Source organism: Allokutzneria multivorans, assembly GCF_039537405.1.
In the GTDB taxonomy this organism is placed as follows: Bacteria; Actinomycetota; Actinomycetes; order Mycobacteriales; family Pseudonocardiaceae; genus Allokutzneria; species Allokutzneria multivorans.
Map to the genome: position 1 here is coordinate 104,528 of NZ_BAABAL010000012.1, position 22,691 is coordinate 127,218.

The following is a 22,691-nucleotide window of genomic DNA, read 5'->3' on the forward strand; positions in this document are numbered from 1 at the left end:
CTAGTTGCCACGTCGAGTTGGCGGTTCTGGTCAGGGCGTTGTGTCGGGCTCTCCTATCGGTGCTGGGAGTTGATGACGATGGGCGGGGCGATGATCAGGTTTGCGTTGCTGTGCCTTGGAATGGGGCTGCGTCCGCCGCCTCGTTCGGTGATCGAACTCGTGCGGCCGGTGTGCGTCGTGGCGCGGTCGCCGCGACGCGGCCCTCGGCCCGGTGCCGGGGTGGGCAGTGAATCGGGCACGGTGACGTAGCCCGGATAGTCCCGCTGCATCTGCGCGAAAATTGGGGTGTCCGCCCACCGTGGATCATCGATCGGGACGCCTTCCGGCATCGTCGCGGAGCGATGTGGACCTTCGCGCGCATCCTCGGTGATCGGCTTCGGTTCGCCGTGCGGTTGTGTTGGCGTAGCAGCGTTTCGTGTGTCAGGCACGGGGCTGGTCGGGTTGGAGTTGTCGGTGGTAGGCGCGGTGGAGTTGCGTTGTGCTCGCGCGGCGGGAACCGGTGCCGGGCGGGTGCTCGGCTGCGGGGACGCAGGGGGTGGTGGGGTGGCGGTGGCGAGCGCGCCGACCTGGTGGGCGAGCGCGACCAGGCGGTCCAGCGGCGGTTGGTTCCCGGCGATGTGGATCGTGCGGGCAGCGCGATCGATGCGTGACGAGCCGTCGTAGGAGGTGTGCACGGAGTATCCGTGTGCGGCGGCTCGCGCCCGGAGAGCGGACCAGTGCCTGCCGATCTCCGCCGAGACGTCAGCCTCGGCCGGGCGCTGGGGCCGGGCGCCGGGCTGGGGCTGGGGCTGGGGCTGGGGCTGGGGCTGGGGCTGGGGCTGGGGCTGGGGCTGGGGCTGGGGCTGGGGCTGGGGCGAGCGTCGTGCGTCCTCGACTGTCGCCGGGGCAGGCGCGGTTGCTGGTGTGGCGCGCTCCGGAGGTGGGGGTGCGGCGGCGGTCGTGGGCGGGGTGGAGACGGGTTCCGGGTCGAGTTCGTCGGCATCGGCCAAGTCGGCGTAGAGGTCGGCGAGGTCGGCGAGTGTGGCGGGCGGCGGCTGCTCGACGACTTCCTCCCAGGAGTCCTCGGCAGGCTCGGTCGGTCGCTGCTGCGGTTCGCTGGCAGCGGCGGCTGTGGGTGTGTCGTCGACGCGCGGTGGGCTCGTCTCGGGGGCGGTGTTGTCAGCTGGGATGCGAGTCGGGGTCGGCGCTCGTTCGGCGCCGGGGTCGGTGGCCTGCGCGAGGGCAGGTTCCTCGGTGTGCGTCTTCTCCGGTGAGGCAACGGTTTCTGTTGTTGTGGGCAGGCTGGCGTGGATGTGGTGAGCGATGCGCTCGTGCAGCATGGTTCGCAGTTGGGTGTGCAGCAGCGCGCGGGCTTCGGGCTCGGCTACCCAGGGGATGGTGATCGTGGAGAGTTCGCGCAGCCGGAATGCCTTGGTGGCCGATCGTTGCTTGATCACGGTGTAGCCCCACGCCTCGGCGAGGTCGACCAGCTTCTCCCACGTGAGTTCCGGTGTGGCGCTAGGCGGGCGCGCGGGCGGGGTGGGACGGCGTTGTGCAGGCGTCGGGGTCGGTTGCGGCGTCGCGTCGTCGGGCTGGGCGTGTGCAGCAGGTTTGGCGACGTCGGTGGATGGGCGTGGTGGGCGCGCGGGGGCCTCGGGGGCGGTGGTGTCGGCGCTGTGTGGCGGTGGAGGTTTCGCTGGTGGGGTCGTGACGGCGTCGGGGTAGGTGGGGTCCCAGAGCCCGATCTGGTTCTGGGCGGGCGGGGGCGTGCGGGGCTTGGCAGGCCGGGGTGCGGGTGCTGGGGCGGGCGCGGTGGCCAGGGGCTGGTCGGTGGTGGTGAAGGCCCAGCCTGCGTGGGTTCGGTGCACGGGGTGGTGGGTGGCGCGGCGTTGGGTGTCGGCTGAGGCGGCGGTCGGGGTGGGGGTGACCTGCCAGGTGTGGCCGTTGTGGTGGGCGATGCCGAAGTGCCCGGCCTGGGTGAGTACTTCGGTCACGTCGTCGACGGTCGCGATCGCGACGGCGATGTCGTTGACGCGCAGGGGCGAGACGAGCAGGAGGTCGCCGTTGTCGCTGGTTGTCCATTGCAGGGTCAGGCGGGTTGCTTCGCGCTCCCAGTGTTCGAGGGGCCCGGTGGTGTTGAACGTTTGGCGGGTGCGCTGCCAGCCGAAAGTCGTGGGGTCGAGGTCTTCGGGCACGGTGATCGTGGTCGTCGGGGTGATGGGGGGCCCGTCCGCGCGCGCGGGGTCGGGTCCCAGTTGCCGCAGCGAGCTGGGCAGCGGCACCAGGGGAATCGGTTGGTCGGGTGGGCCGTCGAGCTGCACGGTGTCGGGCCGCCCGGTGAAGGTGTTCGCGCCGGTGACCGTGACGTGGGTGGCGGTCATGGTGGCCGGTTCGGTCAGGCGCAGGGCGCAGTCGGGGACGCTCGGGTGGAGGATGACGTGGCCCTCGGTGAGTGCGCGGCGGGGCACGCTGCGCGCCGAGGCGGGCAGCGCGGCTGCCAGCTCGCCGATCCGGTTCAGGGTGTGGGTGTCGGCCGGTGCGGTGGTGAGCAGTACTGGCGGTGCGTCGGCTGTGCGGGCGTGGCGCGCGGTGGTGATGAGCCGGGTCTGGGCGGCTGCGATGTGGGCGTCGAGTTCGGCGCGGGCGCGCTCAGCAAGGCTGCGCTCGCCGAGCACGTCGAAGCCCAGGGCCGCGTCGCGAAATCCCTGGAGCGTCCGCAGCCCTTGCTCCATCGCGTGTCGCGGGGAGGCGGTGTTGGGTGCGTTGAGCCAGGTGGCTACCTCGGACCAGCGCAGGTGGGAGGAGCGGACCTCGGTCGGGGAGGTCGCGGTGACCACGATCCCGGCGTCGGTGGGCACCCATTCGACGATGGTGTCTCCGCGGGTGTGGTGTGCGGGGAGCACCTGCTCGGCGAGCACGGAGAGCAGCGGGGCTGGTGGGCGTGCGGCGTCGATCGCGGTCGCGGGCAGGTGGTGCAGGACGGTGGCGAGGTCGTCGTCGGTGATCGGCTCGGGCTCGACTCGCTCCGGCTGGGTCGGCCTCTCGCGGTCGGAGGTGGGTTCGTCGACCGTGCGCGGAGTGAGGCCGCTGTCGTGCTCCACGCGAGCGGCGACAGCGTCGAGGTGATCGCAGATCGTGGCCAGCTCGCACTCGCGCAGCACGCGGGCAGCGGCGGCGGGTTCCACGCAGCGGCGCCGTCCCTCCTCCGCGAGCGCGCGCAGGGCGGCGATGACGGCCGGTTCGCGGCCGGTGCCCACCACGCCGCGCAGGGGCTTGCGCGGGTCCAGGGGCAGGTTCCGGGCGCGGGCGGCGAGCGCGGCGGTGAACGTGTCCAGGACAAGCGGTTCCATCGCGGGGATGCTCGGTGGCAGTGGCTGACCGAGGAACGTGGAGGGTTTGACAGGGCGGCCTGCGCGCAGCCCCGCTCGGAATCTCCGGATCGCCTCGGCAGGCACGAGGTCGTAGAGGTGGGAGAGGCGAGCCCGGTGCAGGGCGACGGGATCGGCGCCCAGCGCGCGCAGAGCGGCTGCGGTGTCGTGGAGATGCGCGTCGAGCGCGCGCTCCTCCGGGCCGTCGGCGAGCCGGATGGCATCCGAGTGGGGCTCGTCGGAGAGGTCGTTCAGCATCCCGGCGAGCTGCCCCAGGCGCACGGCGGTGTGCAGCGGGTACGGATCTGTTGCGGCACTGCGCCGAGCGAGCAGATGCGCCGGAACCACAGAGCGGTCGTCGAGCACGAGTTGGCGAGTGATCAGCAGCGCCCGGCGGGCTGCGGTTTCGGTGTCCGGCAGGTTCTCCGCAGCGTTGTGCAGGCGCGCGGCCAAGACCTGTCGGTCGAGGAGGTCGGCAGCGGAGAGGGTGACGGGGAACTCGCTGAGGTAGAGCTGCTCGGGCGGTACGTCGCTGCCGGGGGCGCCGGTGAACAGGGCCGCGCCGCTGCGTGTACCGAAGTGGGTGAGGATCGCGGCGTGGCGGCGCAGGGTGGCGTCGGCTTCGCGCAGTGTGCGCTGGTGCGTGCTGGCGGCATCCTCGCGCGTGGTGGAGTCGCAGCGGCGCAGCGTCGTCCATTCGTCCTCGTGCCGGAGGTCGTGGACGGTGTGGAACACGGCGTTCTCACGGTGTTCGGTGGTGATGCGTTCGTTGTCTCCCAGGGCGTTCACGACTCGGTTCGTGTCGCGAAGTTGCCGCAGGATGTGGTCGAGTTCGCTGGCGCGGCGGGCTGCGGCTGGGCTGGGAGGCGGTGGTGCTGGGGCCGCTCCGGGTTCGGGACCGGGTGGGCCGTGCTTGGCCTGGTAGGCGGCGATCCTCGGTGTTAGCGCGGATCGAGCGGCTTCGCGCTGCTGGACGGTGGGGCGGCTGGCGGGGTCGAGCCGGGTCAGGGTCGCGTCGGGCTCGACGGTCACCGCCGCGCGGGTGTGGCCGGTGACGGCGGGGACGTCGCGTTCGACGATGATCGTCAGGCGGTGCGGTGGGTCGGCTAGGACGCGCTCGATGAGTCCGCGCTCCGTGCGCTGGCGGGGTTCTTCCAGGGGTTGCGGGTCGTGGGTGAGGTCGCGTTCGCTGAACTCGATGTACTCGCCGATGCTGTTCAGGGGCAGGCTCGGATCGCCTTCGGCGAGCCGGACGAGCGCTTCTCGCGCTCGGTCGACGTCGAAGGGCACGCGGTGGTGCTTGCGGCCGACGGAGGCGGTCACGGCCCGGCGGTACACCTCGGGTGCGGTTTGCTGGAGTTCGCCGACCGCGTCCTCGGGGGTGACCTTCTGGAAGGTGCGTTTGCCCAGAATCACCGCGACCTGGGTGCGGATCGCGGCATCCGCGCGGTGCTCGCCGAGCACGTAGTGCTTCACCTGCTCGTCGGTGTCGACCGCGATCTCTGGTAGTGGCGGCGCTACCGGGAGGGTGACCTCGTTCTCATCGACCCACGCCACCTGGTCCGGGGAGCGGCGGACGCGGCGGCCGGTGGGGTCGTTGGCGGCGAGGGTGTCGGCGACGGCTGCGGTGTCGCAGGTGGTGACGCGCCACAGTCCGGGCAGCCGTGCGGGATGGGCGAGGCCGTGCAGCCCGGCGTGCTCGATGATCGCGCGGAGGGTGGCGGTGTCGACCTCGCGTTCGTGGCTCTGTGTCCACGGGGTGTCGAGGGGGCCGTGGCGCAGGGCCATCCACACCGCGGGCTGGTCGTCGAGGTCGATGCCGAGCGCGATCGAGGTGTCCGCGCGCCTCCAGTGTTCGGTGGCCACGCCGCCGAACTCCGTGACCTCGCGCTCCAGCAGCTGCCAGCCGTGCGTGCGCAACAGCTCCGACACTCCGGGCAACTCGCCGAGCATCGGGAGTTCGTCGGGGTCCTCTGACAGAGCGTCGACAGGTGTGCTGTCGACGGCCGCTGTGATTTCGCCGCCGGGAGCGCGTTCTTCGGCGGGCTGCTTTTCTGTTGCGGCAGAACGGATCGGGTCGGCGTAGTCAGTGATCCACGACAGCGATCCCAGGCTCAGTCGGCGTTGGGCACGGGTGACCGTGACGTAGGCCAGCCGGAGCTCCTCCGCATCGGGCAGGACATTCTGGCCGGTGCGCGGGTCGATTCCGGGTTGTGGGAAGTCGTCGGCGATGACGACGTTGTCCCACTCGCGTCCCTTGGCTTTGTGAGCGGTGGAGACCACGAGCTGTGCTGCGAGGTCGGGTTCGGTGATCGCTTCGTCGGTGAGTTGGTTGGCCATGTCGATGAGCCCGGAGGGGCCGTACTCATCGATCAGTTTCACGATGGTGCGCAGGGACTTTGCGTCCTCGTTGTCCCGGACGTAACCACGGACCTCGTGCCAGGAGCCGAACCGTTTGAAGTCTGGGTGTTGGGTGCGGCGTCCGGACTGGAGATTCTGTGCGGCGGTGGCGATCTTCTTGATCTCATCGCCTCCGCCGACCAGAGCCACTCGGGTTCCGGCCTCCAACGCGGTCAGCACGGTGCTGACTGCGGCGGCGTTACTGCGACACAGCACGACATCAGGTTCAGGAACGACGCCGATCTCGGTGGATTTCGCCGCGTTGCCTTCCAGGGTGAGCGTGGCATCAAGCAGCTGAAGGAAATCGTTGCCGAGGTCAGCGACTGGGGTGCCGAAGCGCCAGGACTTGGTCAGCGGGAACACGGCGTCTACTGGCCAGGTGGCGAGATAGTCTGCGGCGCCTCGGAATCCGTAGATCGACTGGTAGGAATCGCCCACTACGACTGTCTGAGTTTCCTGTTGCTGGACGAGATGGGCTTGGACGGCGTTGACGTCTTGGGCTTCGTCGAAGAAGATCACGTCCGCGTTGATGCGAGGGTTGGTGAGCGCCCACATCTTCAGGTAGTCGTCGTGGGTGAATCGCAGGCGCCCGTGCGGGTCGAGCTTGTCGCCCCAAATCGCGTTGGCGTGTCGCAGAACCTGGTCACCGAGTCGAGGAGAGGCGTCCGGGCCGAGGTCGGGAAGATGCGCTGCGGTGATGCTGGGATCGGCGCTCTCCCGGAACTTCTTGACGGTCGCGATTGCGGACGTCGCGAGGGCTTGGCCGCTTCTGGAGGTCGTGTATCCGTTGGCGTGGAAGGTGTATTCCCGCTTCGGATCAAGCCCCAGGTTGGGGGCGATGTCGCGGGCGAAGCCGTCGTTGGCTGCGACGTCGGCGAGTTTCGCGGTGTAGTCGGGATTGGACGCGAGGGCTCGCCGGGCCATGGCGTGCATGGTCATCGCCTTCACGTTGGCGCCGAAGGCGCCGCGGGCCTCGCGGGCGATGCTGGAGTTGAAGGCAACGTAGACGATGCGCTTCTGCGGCATCTGCTCGGCGATCAGGCGTAGCGTGGTGGTCTTGCCGGTCCCGGCCAACGCGAGCACCGCGATCGTCTGCCCAGCCAGCGCGGCGTCGATGATCTTCTGCTGTTGTGGAGTAGGGGGAAACGTTGGCTTCTCGATGACGCGCACCGAGTCCAGCTCAGCCAACACAGAGTGCAGAGCAGCGACACCGGCCTCCGCGGTGATCCCCTTGGCTTTGGTGGGACTGAAAATCCAGCCATCGACAGCGCGGTTGAAGGTGAACCCGTTGGCGTGCAGAGCTTTCCGGAAGGCTGCGGGATCGTCCTTTGTCGTGCCGGTGACGACGGGGAGTCGGCCTTCGGTCTCGATCTGGAAGCGGCGGCTCCACCGCAACTCCGGTTCCGGCTCGCCGGGCTGGTCCCTGGCCGGGAGTTGATCGTGCAGGTCGGTCGCGCTCGCGGCGGTCTGGCGCTGTGCAAGCGCCTCCGAGTTGGGGGCGTCGCTGACACGGGCGCGGGCAGCGGCGGAACCTGGGGCCAACCCTGGCACGTCTGGCTCAGGTGGCGGGGCGAGGATCTGGTGGCGGAGGTCATCGGCGCGTCGGGCGGGAGCATCCAAGCGGGCGCGCAGCAACGCCTCGATTCGCTCGCCTCCACGAGGGTCCTCCAGCCACTGCTCGGGGATGGCGAGCCTGAGCGGCGGGAGCCCCGAGATCGGGGCGAGCACAGCGGTGACCTCGTCTTGCTCGTCCAGCGCGAAGGTGATGGTGGCGGCGCCGAAACGCAGGTGATCGCTGGGGATGAACAAATCTCTCTCGGGCGCGGTGCCCGCGGGACTGGTCTCGGCGCGCGCGCAACGGGCGAAGTAGGCCAAGGTGCGCGTCGTGGTGAACTCGTTGAGCAGCGAGTGAATCACCGGCCCGGGGATCAGGAAGGCACCCGGAACGCCCCGGGAACCAGCGCGCACGTCCGAGGCGAGCGAGTCCAGGGTCTCCGCCTCCACCACCGCGGATTCGACCGCTGGGCGGCGGTCGTCCTGGGCGGACAGCGCGTCGAGTGCGGCACGGGCCTTCGTCCGCAGCAGTGCACGGTGATCGGTGACCTCGTCAACGAGGCCGATGAGGTCGTTGATCTCCTCCAACCGCGTGAGGCCTGCGCCGGTATGAACGGTGCGCGCGGTGTGGTCACAGCGCGGTTCCTCCTCCGGGGTGGCATCGCGCCGCCAGCTGTAGGAGGCGCTCTTCAGCTCGTGCCGCAGGTCCTCGGTCAGGCCGTTGAGCTTCGCGGCCTCCGCCGCTCTGCGTTCCTGCTGCCGACGCACCTGGAGCTGGTGCTCGCTGGAGGTCAGCACGCGCGGGTCGCTCGGTTGCACCGCGAGCAACTCCGGGGACAACAGCAGCGCGGCGAGGCGATCCGCCGCGAGCGCGCCGTCCGGGAGGTCCACGCGGGTGGGGATGCCCGCCAGCCGCAGCGCGGGGACGACGTCGCTGAGCACGACCACGAGGCGATCGTGGAAGCGCACACCGCGTTTGCCCTCGGGCGGACTCCCCCGGCTGCGTGGCAGCCTCCAGGCCGGACGATCCCCGGCGGGAGTGGCAAGAACTCCCTGCTCCCACTGCGCATTCTCCTGGGCCAAGACCGCGCCGATGCCGTCTTCGTTGCCTTCGTGGTAGATCAGCACGCCGTAGTCGCGGGAGTAGTGCGCCACCGCCATCGCACCGAGTTCAGGGCCACCGCTGGATCGCTCACCGCCCGCACTCGGCGCGACCGGTTTTGGTTGCTGCTTCTGGGTTTCCGTTGCGGTCGAGGTGGATGAGGTTTCGGGTTCGGTGGGGAGGCCGTGGTCGTGGATGCCGTGGACGTTGTCGTAGATCGCGTGCCGCGCGGCTTCGCGCCACAGGAAAGCGGTGTCGAGTTCGCCGGGCGCGGGGCCCAGCATGTACTCCGGGATGTCCTCGGGAACCTCGATTCCCTCGACAGACTCGGCTGCGACGGCGGAGTCGATCATGTGATCGTGCAGGACCAAGCCGAAGTTGCTGCGGTGGTTGACGCGCGCGGACTGCCGCATCCGGGCGTCGGCGGCGGCGTCGCTGATCCAGGACCGAAGCCACGCCATCTGCCGAGGGGTAGCCGCCTGCCCAAGGTCGGCAACCAGGTTGTCCACGAGCGCGGTGAGGTCAGCGGTGAGGTCTCGTTTCACCCGTGCGGCAACGACATTCACAGCGACATCGCGAAGCCGTGGCGCCAGGGTGTCGCGGTTGTCTGTGTAGCGCTCCGACAGCGCGAGCAACTCCGGGTGCACGGCCGAGCCGTAGGGGCGCTTCGCCTGGGTTGCGGGGTCGGTCATGATCTGCAGCAGCAGCCGAGTCACGGTGGGATCGAGGGTGTCCGACGTCGTGGCGACCGCAGCACGTACCTCGTCGCTCAGGGCGAGAGCGATCAGGTGATGGCGAACCCAGTCAGCCTGGGCGTCGGTGAGGCTCAGCTCCGTCCGAAGGTCCGGCAAGACAGTGGACGGCGAACGTGGCGTGGCTGCTTCGCCGGGCAGCACCCGCGAGCCTGTGGTGGCCTCGGCGGTTGCGGGTGGGCTGGGTGGCATCTGCAGGGTGCCGGCTGGGTGAGCGAGCGCGAGTGCGGCCACGAGCTTCTCACGGAACTGGGCCGCGACCGCGTTGGTGCTTTGCAGAAGCTGCTCCAGCTGCGGCTTGGTGAACGGAGTGGCGGTGTCGACGCCGAAGGCGTGGTTGGCGTGCTGGGCGTCGGGCAGGGCGAGGGAGACGGCGACCGCGCCGTCAAGTGCGGTGGCGACGGTGATGGTCAGCTCACCCCAGCGCAACGCCCGCTCGGCACCGCCTTCGGGCGGCAGCGCGGTTGCGGCATCGACGGGTGCTCCGTCGAGCGTGGTCAGCGGACGGGCATCGCGGGAGTCGGTTGCGGCGGCGAGCAGCCGCAGGGCCGAAGCGGTACGGAGCGTGCTTCGGGTGAAAGCCAGCTCGTGCCCGGGAATACCCAGTGCGGTCAGTCGTTCGTCCACCTGCGATGTTCGGCCGTGCTCCAGCGTGGGATCACCGAGCAGCGTCTCGATCGCTGCGGTCGCGGCGTCGCGGTTGAGGTGCTGGCGCAGGGAGTGCACGTGCGCTGCGAGGGCGAGGAGTTCATCCTCCGGCAATCCTGAGGAGTCGGTGACGACTTCTCTCCGGTCGTGATCGAGAACGCCGATTCCGGCGCCGTCGGCCCGGTGATGTCGGTAGGCGGCGGCGGCGATCTCATCCTCCAGCCGCGCTCGGCGCTGGGCGGGCGCGCCCACGTCCAGACTCCTGAGCAGGTTGTGTGCCGCCGTGCGCGTGGCGTCGTCGAGTTGGGTCGGGACGGGTTGTAGGGGCCAGGTGAGCGTGCCGGTTCGCATGACCTCGATGAGGTGGTGACGTTCCAAAGTGGTGTCGTCGACTGCGTAAACCGTGCGGGTATCGCCGTCGCGGGTCACGGTGTTGATCTCGACCCGGTGTCCGGTAGCGCTCCCCCATTCCCGCAACAGATCCGGCAACGCGGCGCGAGTTCGTTCCGCCGTGGCTGCGGGCCGCCTTTCGCCAGCGCGCCCACGGCGCTCGGCGAGGCCGTGGACGGAACCCTGGCGGCTGCGGCGCGGAGGTTCCTGACCACGAGCAGTGGTGGCCAGCGGGATACTCGGGTGCGGTTCGCCTTCCTGCAGGGCGGACAGGACTGCGGATGAGGCGATCGCGGCTTCGATGCTTTCTGCGGTCGGTTTCGCGGGTGGCTGCGCGCCGAGTGCGTCGAAGGTCTCGGCTGCTTCGGAGGGGCGTCGGCGCGGATTGACCTTCTGGCCGGGGGAACGCGCGTCGGGTGAGCCGAGTTCGCCCCACACCTTCAGCGACACGGCGAATTCCGGTCGCTGGTCGGGGATCAGGCCTTCCACGATCGCGAGATACCACTCCGCAAAGCGCTCCGCGAGCACGGGTTCATGGCCGTGACGCAAGGCTTCCGCTGTGGCTTCGTGGCGGAGTTCGTCCATCGCCTCCCGGTAAGCCGCGGCACGGGCCACGCGGGCTTTCGCCTCCGGCGAGTCCGGCGCGAGGGAGGGGTCGGGTGTGAAATCGAAAGGATCGCTGAGGACCGCCAGGAGTTCCGCTCGGCGGGCGGTGACCGTGCGCAGGCGGTCCTCGTAGGGGAAGGGCTGCCCTTGTGCCGCGCGAACTTGCGCAAGGTCGGCTTCGGCCGTCGCAATCCATTGTCGGGTGTAGTTCGGTTGAGCCGCGAGGGTGTCGAGGTGGTTCTCCAGTCGGGTGATGATCCCGTGTCGCTCGGGCAACTCAGCCATGTCCAGCTGCACCCCGACGGTCCACTCCGACCACTCCGGGAACTCCAGGCTGACAACGTCCGGCTCCTCGACGCGGCGGCAGAACTTGGCAGCAATGCGCATCTCGCCGAGCAGGCCGATGTCACGCTGGTGAATCTTGTTGTCGCGCGGTGTGTCCCGGTACAACGTGCGCAAGAGTTCCAGCAGCGCATCGGCTGCCTTCGTCCGTTGGACGAACGTCCTGTCCTGCAGTGTCATCTCGAACTCGGCGCCGCGGGTGTCGCGGATGCGATTGGCGAGCGCGGTCAGCGTGGCTTCGCGGTCGTGAAGCTGCTCGATGCGGACCGCGATGCTCATCTCCTGGTAGGAGAAGCCTTGTTGGTCGCGAAGGTGAGCCTCGCGGCGGCGGTGCAGGCTCTTGTACTCCTTGTCCAGCATTTCCTTTTCGCGGTAGCGCTGGTCTCCGGTGGCCGCAACGAGAGCTTCCGACAGGCTCTGTTCGTCGGAGGCGTCAATCACGCGTTCGCGGGCTGGGATCTCTTCGGAGTACAGAGGCGCGAACATCGCGTGCTTCTGGCGCTGAAGCTCAAGCTTCTTGGCGTCCATCGACGGGCTGGTGACGAGCTTCTCGTATGCGAACTCCAGGTTCTGATTGCCTTGGCGTTGTAGGCGTCCCATGGCCTGCACGGTCACGTCGGGGCGCCAGTCGTGGGTGATCTCCAAGCCGTAGTAGGCCCGGTCCTGAACGTTGACGCCCATGCCGAGCTTCATCGTGGAGCCCATCAGCACGCTGATCGCGCCGGTACGCGCCTCTTGCAGCATGTCGGCGCGCTGTTGCGGGCTGGTGGCTTCGTGGATGAAGCGGATGCTCTCCTCGGGCATCCCGCGCTCGACGAGCAGGCGCTTGAGTTCGTCGTAGATGCTCCACCCCTTGCCGGGTGTGGAGAGATCGCAGAACAGGAGGATCACGCCGCCGCGGACGGGGTGCTCGGCGCCGCCGCGCTGGCGGTACACGGTGTCGCGGTGTTCCTCCCACTTGCTGAAGATCCGCTCAGCCGCCACGTCGACCTTCTGCGGTGCGCTGGTGGTGAGCCCGACCAAGCGCACGTCGAGGGCGGCCAGCGCGCCTTCGTGGTGGAAGGTCAGGACATTCTCGCGCCCACGATCTGCTCGTGCCTGGGTGCGGGTGATGCGCTCGCGGCGGCCGATGTCGAGGGTGTAGACGCGCCCTTCGTCCGGACTCGGCACCGGGGTGATGGTGATCTTGCCGTTCTTGAGCGTGGGCAAGGTCAGGTCGAGTTGGTGCTTCATTTTGATGTCGGCGGTCAACCGCAGCGCCAGCCACAACTCGGGTTCGTTGATCGTGCCGCGCATCCGGTGCTTCTGCACGAGCAGGCCGCTGGGGCTTTGCTCCATGAACGCTTCGCTAGTGCAGTAGGTGCGCACCCAGGAGTCGAAGCGCGGCAGGGGATGCCCGAGGCGTCTCTGCCACAGGTACAGCTCCGACATCTTGTTGGTCCACGGTGTCGCGCTGGCGAGGATGACCCGCGGCCCGCCCTGTTCCTCGGCGAGCCAGCGCAGCTTCATGTCCAGGTCGATCGCGCGGTGCGCGCCGGGGATCGCGAGGTCGGGCAGCTCGCTGATGATCATGCCGTTCTTGAAGGTGTGCGCCTCGTCGACGGCGAGGAAGTCCACGCCCATGTCCGCGATCGTCAACCCTTTGACGTCGCGGCGGATCGCCGACGCTTGCCCTTCGACGCGGCTTTCCAGCTTGGCCATCTCGTTTTCGAGGCGTTTGATCATCGATTGGGATGCACTGGATTCCAGGCGTTCCTTGGCTTCACGGATCGCGTCGAGTTCGTCGTTGATGAAACGCTCGTGGACATCAGGCGGGACGGGGATGCGTTGGAACGATTCCTTGGTCATGATGACCGCGTCCCAGGACTGGTTGGCTACCGTGGCGACGAACGCGCGGCGACCATCTCGCCCCTTCTTCGGGTCGTCAGCGAGGTCGCTGCTCAGGCCGGTGAGCACGGTGGCGTTGGGGTAGGCCAGCATCCACTCGCGCTCGAACTGTTCGGCGATGCTGTCGTTGGGCACCACCACGATGGCCTTGTCGGAGAGGCCGCGGCGTCGGCGTTCCATGATGCCGACGATGATCTCCAGGGTCTTGCCCGCGCCGACGTCGTGCACCAGGCCGACGGAGGGCTGGTAGATAACCCGGGCGACCGCGTTTATCTGGTGTGGCCGCAACGGAAACGCCACGGAGAGCCCGGGAAGACTGAGTTCGATTCCGTCGAAGTTCGGTGGGATCTCGGCGTTGAAGGTGTTGTTGTAGTGGGTGATGAGCTCGTTCGCGCGCGCGGTGTTCTCCCAGACCCAGCGGGCGAATCGGTCGCCGATCTGTTCGGCCTTGTCCTGGGCGAGTTCGGTAGCGACGGGATCGAAAGTGGGAGACCCGTCGACGTCTTTCATCACGCGGATCTCCTGGCCGGTCAGCAGATGCTCGACCAGCTCGAAGGCGCTGAGCCCGCCCGCTCCCCACACCGTGGTTGCGGCGACGGTCTCCTTGCCACCGGAGACCACCCAGCGGCCGGCGGCTTCCTCGACACGCACGACGGGGTCGGAGACCAACTCGCGCAGGAACTGCTGCACGAATTCCGCGTCGATCCACGAGCCGAGCCGGATGACGATCTCACCAGGTCCGAGGTCGCGCGGGATGACGGCGCGCAGGGCATCGACGTTGACCTGGTAGCGCGGGTCTGCTTCCGCTGCGGTGGCCGCCCGTGCGTGTTTAGCGCGGACGTTGCCGGAGAGGTATTGGCGTGCCCAGATCGGCTCGCCGGTGTCGGGGTCGTCGTAGACAAGTTCGCCGAGGGCTTCCCGGGCTTCGTGCGAGGAGGTGAGGCCGAGCAGGGTGGCGATCTCGTCCAGATCGATGCCTGAGTGGCGGTCCAGGCAGATCGACAGGGCTTCCTCGGGGGTGTCCGCGCCGAGGCGTCGCGGTGTCGGGTTGATCTGGCGGGTGGTGAACACATCCGCCCGGGTGGCGGTATTGGTTGCGGGGTCATAGGTTTCGAGCGCTCGGACGGCGTTGGCGAACGGGTCGGTGCGGAATCCGCCTTGCTGTGGTCTGACGATCTGGGTGGTGCGCAGGCCGAGTTCGTCCCAGTCCAGCGTTGGGTCGGTGGCCTCGGGAGCGGTGGCGATGACAGCCTCCGCTGCGCTGGCCGCGCCCGGCGGGAAGGTGATGTCGTGCAGTCCCGCCTCGAAGATCAAGCTCTCCGGTCGCGTGGCGGCCCATAGCTCCAGCAGTTTCTCGGGTTCGGGGCCGAGTTTCTCTTTGGCCAGCTTGAGAATCTTGGCCTTGGCGGAGCGGATGCGCCGGTTGCGCGCGGTGGTGTGGCCCTTCTCGATCGCCTCATAGAGGCTGCGGAGTTTGTCTTGGCCGAGTCCCTTGTCGCGCATGTCGGTGAGGAACTGTGCGACCGCAGTCGGAGTGGTCGGGGCCTTGGGGTGGTTGTTGTCGTCGCACCAGTCACCGAAGACGTGCATTCCCTGGCGGTTGATGCGCCGCGTGGTGAACCGCCGCACCGGGCCGTACTCGGAGATGTAGGCGTCGTAGACGGTGTTCAAGCGGGCACGGAGATCGCGAATGTCGGCGGTGTCGTCGAGGGTGGCGTTCTCGGCACCGATCAGCGCCATGCGCACGTCACGCAGCTCCAGCAGAGCCCGTAGTTCCCGTGCTTCCTCGGCTGGGGGCCGGTAGGGCTGTTCGTCGGTGCCCACGCGGCGGGTGAAGCTTCCGTCGGGGTGAGCGGTGAGGTATCCGGCGAACCTGCGCGCGTCCTCGTCGACGAGCGCCAGGGGCCGCAGCGGAGCTTGGCCCTGGGCTTGCTCAGGTGGCGGTGGGGGCGCCATCCGCACCCACGTCGCATCCGCTGCGAGGTGATTCACCGCCTCGGTGACAGTCGTTTCCAGATTCGCGAGGTCTCCGTGCACGACGAGCTCAGGGCGCTCGAACCGACTGGGGGCCGCATCCATCTCGCCGAGCACGGCGTGCGCGTTGTCGAGGAAGTACTGGTTGACCGGCACCATCTCCTCGTGGGCGCCGAGGCGGGTCGAGACGGCTTTCTCCCAGCTGCTGAAGGAGACCCGCTCTCGCTCACCGGGCCCGCGGCGACGGAAGAACAGGATGTCCATGACGACGTGGGTGCCGGCTGTGGACTGATGGGAGTCACTGGGTAGCCGGATCGCGCCGACGAGATCGGCCAGCTCGTGCATGCGCAACCTCGCCTCCGGGTTGCGCTTGTCCATCGTGTAGGCCGAGGTGATCACGCCGATCAGGCCGCCGGGGCGGGTGAGGTGCAGGGCTTTGACGATCATCGCGTCGTGCAGCACCAGGCGGCGGCCGGGGTTGTGGCGAGGATCGGGCGGGCGCCAGTCGCCGAAGGGGACGTTGCCGATCACCGCGTCGAAGCGCCCTTCGGGTGCGTCCAGACGTGCGAAGTCGCCGGTGACGATTTCAGCGTCGGGGTAGAGCATGCGGGCGATGGCGGCGGTGCTGGGGTCCAGCTCGACACCGACCATCCGCGCCGGCGCGGGTGCGACGCCGATGAATGTTCCGGCGCCGCACCCGGGTTCCAGGACGTCGCCGCCGGTGAATCCGAGGCGGGTCAGCCCGCTCCACATGGCCTGGGCGATCCCGGCGTGGGTGTAGTGGGCGTTGAGGGTCGAGGCGGAGGCGGCGGCGTAGGCGTCCTTGTCGAGCAGGCTGGCCAGCTCGGCGCGCTCGGCCTCAAAGGCAGGCAGGTGAGTGTCGAACACCTGCGGAGTGGCTCCCCAGCCGCTCCAGCGGGCCAGTACCCGCTGCTCCTCCGGTGTCGCGCTCCGCTGTTGCTCGCGCAGCGCGGTCAGCAGGCGCAGGGCGGCGAGGTTGTCGCGAACGCGGGTCTTGGCGCCGGAACGCGCGAGGTCCGCGTGGGAGCTGGGGCGGAATCGGGCGGGTTGCTGTGCGGGGATGGATGGATCGGCTACTCCGCTTCGACGAAGACCATGTCCCTCAGCACTTGGTCGCGGACCTGCTGGCTGATCGTCTCCAGCTCGGCGTAGTCCGTCAGGTGATGGCCGGTCCCGATCGGCTCTAGCTCGTCCTCGCGGCGCAGGATCTCCTGCTGGATCTGCTCCCCCAGCTCGGTGAAGAACTCCTCCGGGTCCGGGATCTCCGCCAGCTCCTGTGCGCGGTAGCGGCTCCAGTGCCGCTGCGCCAGCAGCCCGTAGTGGTTGATCGGCATCGCGGCCCTCCACGTCGTTGGATGGGGTGTGCGGGTTGTCGTGCGCGGTGGGCGGCGGGCTCGGCCTGTTCTCGTGCTCGGTCATGGCGACTGCTCCGCCGAGGCGGCAGGGACGGAGTCTTGGCCGAGTTGCTCGACGGCGGAGGAGTGCCGGGTGGGCGTGCAGGAGTTGAACGGTCCGATCGGGCTGGTGAGCACCCCGACGTGCGGGTCCATGTGATCGCGCAGGAACACCGACAGCCACACCGCGGAGTCCTCTGTGCAGAGTTCGCTGTAGGCGAGAAACAGCGCGGTGATGCGCACGACGGCATCCGGGTGCTCCCACCATCGGCGGCACCAACGAATCCCGCCACCCTCGCCGGTGACGGTGACCTTGCGAGCCCATGGCGCCAGGTGGTGGCCGACCCACTCGTGCAGCACCAGCAGTTGCGGAGTCACGTCTGCGGCGGGTTCGTCCTGATCCTGCTGTGCGGTTGTCGCGCTGATCGGTGCCGAACCATCGGGAGCAGCGATGTCAGCGTGCTCAGGGTCGGCAACGTCGCTCGTGGTTGTGTCGAGGGCCAGAGCGGAGTTCAGGGCGTCGGGATCGCGCGCGGCGAGCGCCATTTCGGTGAGCACGTCTTCGAGTTCGTCGAGGCCGACGGCGTTGCGTTGGGAGGCTTCGTTGGCGCGCCGGGTCTGCTCGACGAGTTCGAGCTGCTCGGCTTCGACGGCCCCGACTCGCCGCTCCAGCGCGTCCATGCGCTCGTGTTCGCTCATCCGGCCGCCTTGCGCTGGTGCTGGCGTTCGCGCTGCAGTGCGGCGGCGACGGGGTTGTCCGGGCCGAGATAGGTGATTGCGGCGTCCTGCACTTGTGCGGTGGCGGCCTGGGAGTTGGCGGTGATCTCGTGCTTGTCCTCGTCATCGCCGCTGTACCAGGGGTGCAGCGACAGCTGGGCGGGGCGGCGTCCGCTGGTGAACAGCAATGCCTGTGTGCGGGACAGAGCGGCGATGTCGGCTGCGGTGAGAATCCGTTCCGTGCGCAGGGATCGCGACGTGGAGGTGCCGGAGTTGGAGTAGCTGGTCGAGGTTTCCTCGATCTTGTGGTCACCGATGAGCCGGGAGAGTTCTTCCACGAAGTCGGCGTCTTGGACTCCGGCGCCGATCGTCTTGATGGTCGCGGCTGACCACAGGGCGTCGAATCCCTCGCGGCCCCATACAGATCGGCCTTGCTCGCGGCTCTGCAAGATGACCGTGACCATCAAGCCCATGCTCCCGAACCACGAGTACCAGCTCGGCAGATCGGGGATTCTGCAGATGTTCGCTGCCTCATCAAGTTGAAGCGTGGCAACAGGATCGAGCCGTCCACCTCGGGCACTGGCGGCTTGGACGGCGACGTTCACCAGCTCTCCGACGATCGCGGCGACGACCGGTCGACCGCTGCTTTCTCCTTCGCGGCTCAGCAGATACAGGCTCGCGGGGTGCTCGCGTTCGGCGATCAGCGTCCAGAGATCCAGGCGTAGCACCGAGTCCGGGTCATCTGGCGGTTGCTGCCAGGACGCCGGTGGAGTCACCCAGCGCAGCAGTGCCTCGGAGTCCAGGCACGCCAGCGCCGTCGAGACACCCTCAAATATCCCGCCCTTGGTTTCGGGTGCCAGTTCCAGTGTGCTGCGCAGACTCGCCGCTTGCGCGGCATGCCCCGAGCGTTCCAAGTGGACAGTGGGTTCAGCGGACCGGGTGGCGACCCACAGCTGCACTTCGCGCAGGGTCAGTTTCGCGCACGCCGCCGCCAACAACAGTTGCCGTAGGGTTTTCGCTGCGGCTGGCGTGAAGAACGGGTCGGCGCGATCGCCGCCCGCTTGGCCGGAGCCGCCGCCGACTTCGCGCATGAAGTAGGTGGCGACGCGGGTGGCGGATTCCACGTCGGTGACCAGGCCGAGCAGATCCACCCAGAACCCTTGCTGCTGATAGGTAATGCGCATCGGGTCGAACAGGTAGACGGGGCCGACCCGGGCGCGCAGCCTTCCGGTCAGAATCCACACGTCGGGTTTGTTCGAGGTGACTACCGCCAGCCCGCGCGCGGCCAGCACTTCGGGGACGACCTTGGCGGAGGTTTTGTTGCTGCGTGGACCGCAGATCACGAGTTCGACGTCTTCGTGGGATTTGTAGACGTTCGTGCCGCCGATGTCGCCGAGTTTGGCTCCGATCTGTTGCGGTGTCAGCGATGCACGGTCGACGCGTGCCAGGGAAGCGTTGAGATTCTGTGCGCGCTCGGCCATTGCCGCTTGGTGCAGATCGGCGAACTGCCGCGGGGTGTTCATCGCAAGGCGTCCGTCGCGCGGTCGACGGCGGCGTGCCCACCACACCATCCCCGTGATGGCGGCCGTGAACAGGGCCGCGACTTGGACGACTACGACGATGGCGAACCATGCTCGTGATCCGCCCGCTCCGATCACCCCGTCCAGGCCGCTTCGGCGCAGCGCGGTCGGCAGGTCGAGGTAGCCGGGCACGGCGAAGCCGGATTCGGCAGTGAGCTGGGCGGCCAACCACACGAAACCCATACCGGCGAACAACAGCCCGATGACCGCGCAGATGATCCACGGCATGACGGGCATCGCTCCGCTGGCGTGGCGGCGACCGGTGGGCGAGGTCATGACGCCGCCTGCGGCCCGGTGAAGGCGGTGTCGGTGTTGAAGAGCTCACGTTCGCGTGGGGTCAGGCGCATCCGCACGGGCAGCCCGATGTGCTGACCGGTCTTGAGTAGCAGCCGTCCTCGGCCGGGGTGCTGCTGCCCCGGGACCCAGGTGCCGGAGCCCTGCCAGGAGGTGATGAGGTTGGATTCCCTGGTGGACAAAGGGATGGCGAGCGAGTCCAGCTCGGTGGCGGCCATGCCGCCGTAGATGTGGATCGCCGATCGGCTGGCGATTCCCGCTGCTTTTGCGCGGTCCTCGGCGGTGGGCAGTGCTTGCAGGTCCAGCATGGAGTGGGTGATGTTGAGGGAGGCGATGCCTTCGTGTCGGCCGGTGCGGGTCATGCGGTCGCCGCGTTCGACCAGTCCCGGTCCGGCTCGCAGCGCGCGCCATGCTTCGTCTTGGACCCATAAGAGGTTTCGGCCATCGCCCGCGCGGCGGGACTCGATGAGGCTGGCGCCCCACGCCCACGAGCACAGCATCGCGGCGGAGACCACCGAGTCCGGTCCTGTGTTCAGTGCGCTGATGTCCAGCGAGATGGCGGGCGTGTCTGGGTCGAATCCCGCTGTGGTGCGCCGATCGAAGTGCCCGCGGAGTGGGCCGTCGACGAGGAGGTCGAGCGCGCACAACGCTTCGCGGATGAGGTCGAAGTAGGCGCGGACTTTGCCGACGCGGGCGGCGTCCAGCATCGGCTGCGAGGGCAGGGCGAGCACGGCGCGAACGTCGGGGATCGTGGGTTGCCCGTGCGGGTCTGAGTCGGAGGCGATGTCCAGGGCGCGGCTGAGGATCGCGCGTTCGGTGGTGCTCGGTGGACGGCTGAGTTCGATGGCCAGGAGCGCCTCCAGCAGCGCGGCTTGGCGGGTACGGATGGACTCGCGCAGCGCGTCCCGGCGTGTCCCGACGGGTTCGCGGGCAAGCACGGCGCGCAGCGGCCCGGGGTCCAGCGGGTTGATTGCCTCGTGCCCGGGGCCGACGGTGATCACGGTGCCGCCCAGCCGCCGCACGAGCGGGGTGTACTCGCCCTTGATGTCGGCCGGGACCATCATCGTCCAGCCCAGGGCGCACAGTCCGGTGCCGAGTCGTTTGGCGATCGCGCTTTTGCCGACGCCGGGTTGCGCTTGCAGCCAGAGGGCGGTGTTGGTGATGTGCCCGTCGCGCAGCCAATCGGTGACGTTCAGCCCGACCGGTTCGTGGGTGTAGGCGTCGTGCCCGAGCGGGACACCGCGCGTGGTCGCGCCGGAGCCGCACACGAACGGGAAGAGACCCGCGAGTTGTGTGGTGGTGCCTTGGAACTGGGTGGCGGCGCCAACGTGGTGATCGCGTCCTCCGCGCGGGCTCTTCCATCCGCGTGCGGGTGGGAGTGGCCAGGACCGCATGTCGCGCAACGGATCTGCGTCTGCGGTGTCGAGTTGTGTTCGGCGTGTGGTCGAGGTCCTCGGAGTTGATGTCGTGGTGGACTCAGGCGTGGTGGTGTCGCGTCGGCTGTCGGTACAGCGGTGTCGACGTCTCCATGTCAGTAGTGGCACCGGTTTCCCCCCTGGTGTCAGCTGAATGTGGTTGTGGTGCAACTCCTTTCGTGGATGTGTGTGGTGGTCAGCGGCTGCGGTGAACGTGGTTGGTGGGGGCCAAATGCCCGGGTGCGCGGTGTCGTCCTGGCTTCTCTGCGGGCAGGCGCGCTCGGGCTTCCCAGCGGGGATCGCCCTCGGGGGCGCGATGTCGGCCGTGCGGCTGCGTCGAGGCGGGGGCGATGCTGTGCCTGCGATCCTGTTCCCGGTGCGGTGCACCGCCGATGTGCGTAGGCGCGGGCGGCATCCATCCCACGGCGGGGTTGTCACCGACTTCATGGCACAGCGCGGTGAGTTCGGGGAGGTTGATGACGTCGGTGACGGAGAAGGTGACCGTGCCCGGCGCGTTGGCACGGGTCGTGGCGACGGTCATCTCCCGGTTGAAGAACGTCGCGGCGAAACGGTCGGGAGCGCTCAACCCGAGTTCGCGTAGGCGCTGCGGCTGTAGAAGGCGTTGCAGGGAATGCAGTTGAGACATTCCTTCGATGCTCTGCTTCGTGTACAGAGTGGCGACGTGGTCGGGATTGGTGCCTCGGAGGTAGAGCATTTTCGCTTCGAAGCGGTGCGCGCGGTTGTCTCCGGAGCCGGGCCAGCCATCCATGTGAGTCGGGCTGCTCAGGCCGAGGTAGCGCTCGGCGTCGCTGACCTGTAGGTGGTCGACGTGGAGCCCGTCGAATCCGTGCTGCGCTTGAATTCCCGCGTTCTCCACGCGGCTGACGTGGCTGAGCATGCCCATGCCACGGTGGGCCAGGCTGGCGTGGCGCGGGTCGATGTGATGCAGTTGCGTGATGTCGTGTGCGTAGTCGCGGATTTGCTCGCGGAGGATGCGCGCATGGGTGTGGGAGGACAGGGGAATCGCGTCGAAGGCGTCGTGGTCGATGAGCACGGCGTCCCAGTTGTGGTTTGCGCAGTCCGCGATGACAGCGGCGGTCCTGTTGGCCGAGGAGAGCTGGTGGTGGCTGATGGCCATGAAGTTCGCGTTGGGGAAGTCCCGTCGGGCAACGATCACGAATTCGGCAAACTGCAGTGGATCGACGACGATCATCGGCTTGGCCGCGTGCTCGCGTTCCTTGAGCGTCAGGGCGGTGGTGACCATGGTGTGGGTGCGTTCGGTGGAATGACCGGCCCTGGTCAACGATGCGGGCAGGGTGCAGGACCGCTCGATCTGCGCGCGAGACTGCGCGGTCACGCGGACGCGACCGGAGGAGGCCGCGGGCAGCGACAGGGCTGAGCCGTCGAAGGGCCGGGCGAGTGTGCTCGCATAGCGGTCGGTGTAGGCGGCTGCGAGCTGGCGGGCGCGTTCGGGGTCCTGCCACACCCATTTCGTGAACGCGCTGTGGATGCGTTGTTGCATCCGGACTGCTTCGATCGTGCCCGCGAGGTCACGGACGTTGCGGTTGTCGGCCTGGCGCGTGAAGGCGGCACCTCGGCTGTTGAGGGACAGCTCGATCAGCTGATAGGCGTCGGCACGGTCGATGCTCCAGTTGGTCACGACTCCGGATCGGGCCGTGCCGGGAGTGGGGATGGAGCCGGGGAGCACTCGCCAAGGCACGGAGTCGTTCTCCCGCTTGACGCTCGCGCGCGGGTCATCGAGGAGTTCACGAACGAACTGTTGATGAACCTCAACAGGAATCCAGGCTGCCCCGAGTTGAGCGGTGATCTGCGAGGGCAGCAGAACCCCCGGTTGCAGTCGTTGCAGCGCAGCCACATTGGCCTGGTATCGCTCTGGTCGCTCTTGCGCGGCGCTGGCGGCAACGGCGAGTTTTTCGGCGACGTTGCCACTCAAGTACTCCTCGGCCTGACGCCACGCTCGCACGTAGGGGTCGTGGAACACCCGGTTCTCCAGCGCCGCAATGGCATCGTGGATGGGGACGTGCAGTCGGTCGGCGATGTCCTCCAGCGAGAGGAAGCCGAGCTGTTGCACGCTGTCTCGCATGACGTGGACCGCGGCCTTCGGTGTGGGGGAGAGCTGGGGTGAACTCATTTGGGGTCCTTCCGGTGTCCTCGACGAAGCACCGGCGATTCGGCCGGTGGCATGGCGCGGTGTGCGGACCGGAGGGGACCGAGCGCGGACGGCCGGGGGCGGCGGTCGGTGCGGGG

General features: G+C 68.5%; 6 protein-coding genes. All 6 read right to left on the minus strand.

Annotation, left to right across the window (positions count from 1 at the left end):
• Positions 1–53: 53 nt before the first annotated feature.
• The 6 genes from ABD798_RS17405 to ABD798_RS17430 all read right to left on the minus strand — a co-directional run bounded on the left by ABD798_RS17405 (position 54) and on the right by ABD798_RS17430 (position 22,575).
• On the minus strand, positions 54–15,890 hold the full coding sequence (locus ABD798_RS17405; RefSeq protein ID WP_344875983.1) for an AAA family ATPase: 15,837 nt from the start codon (positions 15,888–15,890) through the stop codon (positions 54–56).
• A 206-nt stretch (positions 15,891–16,096) separates the two neighbouring features.
• Complete coding sequence (locus ABD798_RS17410) at positions 16,097–16,357, minus strand: hypothetical protein (RefSeq protein ID WP_344875985.1); 261 nt, start codon at positions 16,355–16,357, stop codon at positions 16,097–16,099.
• 81 nt (positions 16,358–16,438) lie between these two features.
• Positions 16,439–17,116 carry a DUF4913 domain-containing protein gene (locus ABD798_RS17415; protein WP_344875987.1) on the minus strand — a complete coding sequence of 226 codons (678 nt, stop codon included), beginning with the start codon at positions 17,114–17,116 and terminating at the stop codon, positions 16,439–16,441.
• Complete coding sequence (locus tag ABD798_RS17420; RefSeq protein WP_344875989.1) at positions 17,113–18,990, minus strand: type IV secretory system conjugative DNA transfer family protein; 1,878 nt, start codon at positions 18,988–18,990, stop codon at positions 17,113–17,115. Before ABD798_RS17420 ends, ABD798_RS17415 begins: the two co-directional genes overlap by 4 nt.
• A complete protein-coding gene (locus ABD798_RS17425) occupies positions 18,987–20,276 on the minus strand; it encodes a hypothetical protein (RefSeq protein ID WP_344875991.1) in 1,290 nt (429 codons plus the stop codon). The genes ABD798_RS17420 and ABD798_RS17425 overlap by 4 nt, the downstream gene beginning before the upstream one ends.
• A 343-nt stretch (positions 20,277–20,619) precedes the next feature.
• A complete protein-coding gene (locus ABD798_RS17430; RefSeq protein WP_344875993.1) occupies positions 20,620–22,575 on the minus strand; it encodes a hypothetical protein in 1,956 nt (651 codons plus the stop codon).
• Positions 22,576–22,691 lie beyond the last annotated feature (116 nt).

Bases quoted from the DNA above. Each gene is read 5' to 3' on its own strand.
- ABD798_RS17420 (WP_344875989.1), bottom strand. From the start codon at position 18,990: ATGACCTCGCCCACCGGTCGCCGCCACGCCAGCGGAGCGATGCCCGTC.
- ABD798_RS17415 (WP_344875987.1), bottom strand. From the start codon at position 17,116: ATGAGCGAACACGAGCGCATGGACGCGCTGGAGCGGCGAGTCGGGGCC.
- ABD798_RS17410 (WP_344875985.1), bottom strand. From the start codon at position 16,357: ATGCCGATCAACCACTACGGGCTGCTGGCGCAGCGGCACTGGAGCCGC.
- ABD798_RS17430 (WP_344875993.1), bottom strand. From the start codon at position 22,575: ATGAGTTCACCCCAGCTCTCCCCCACACCGAAGGCCGCGGTCCACGTC.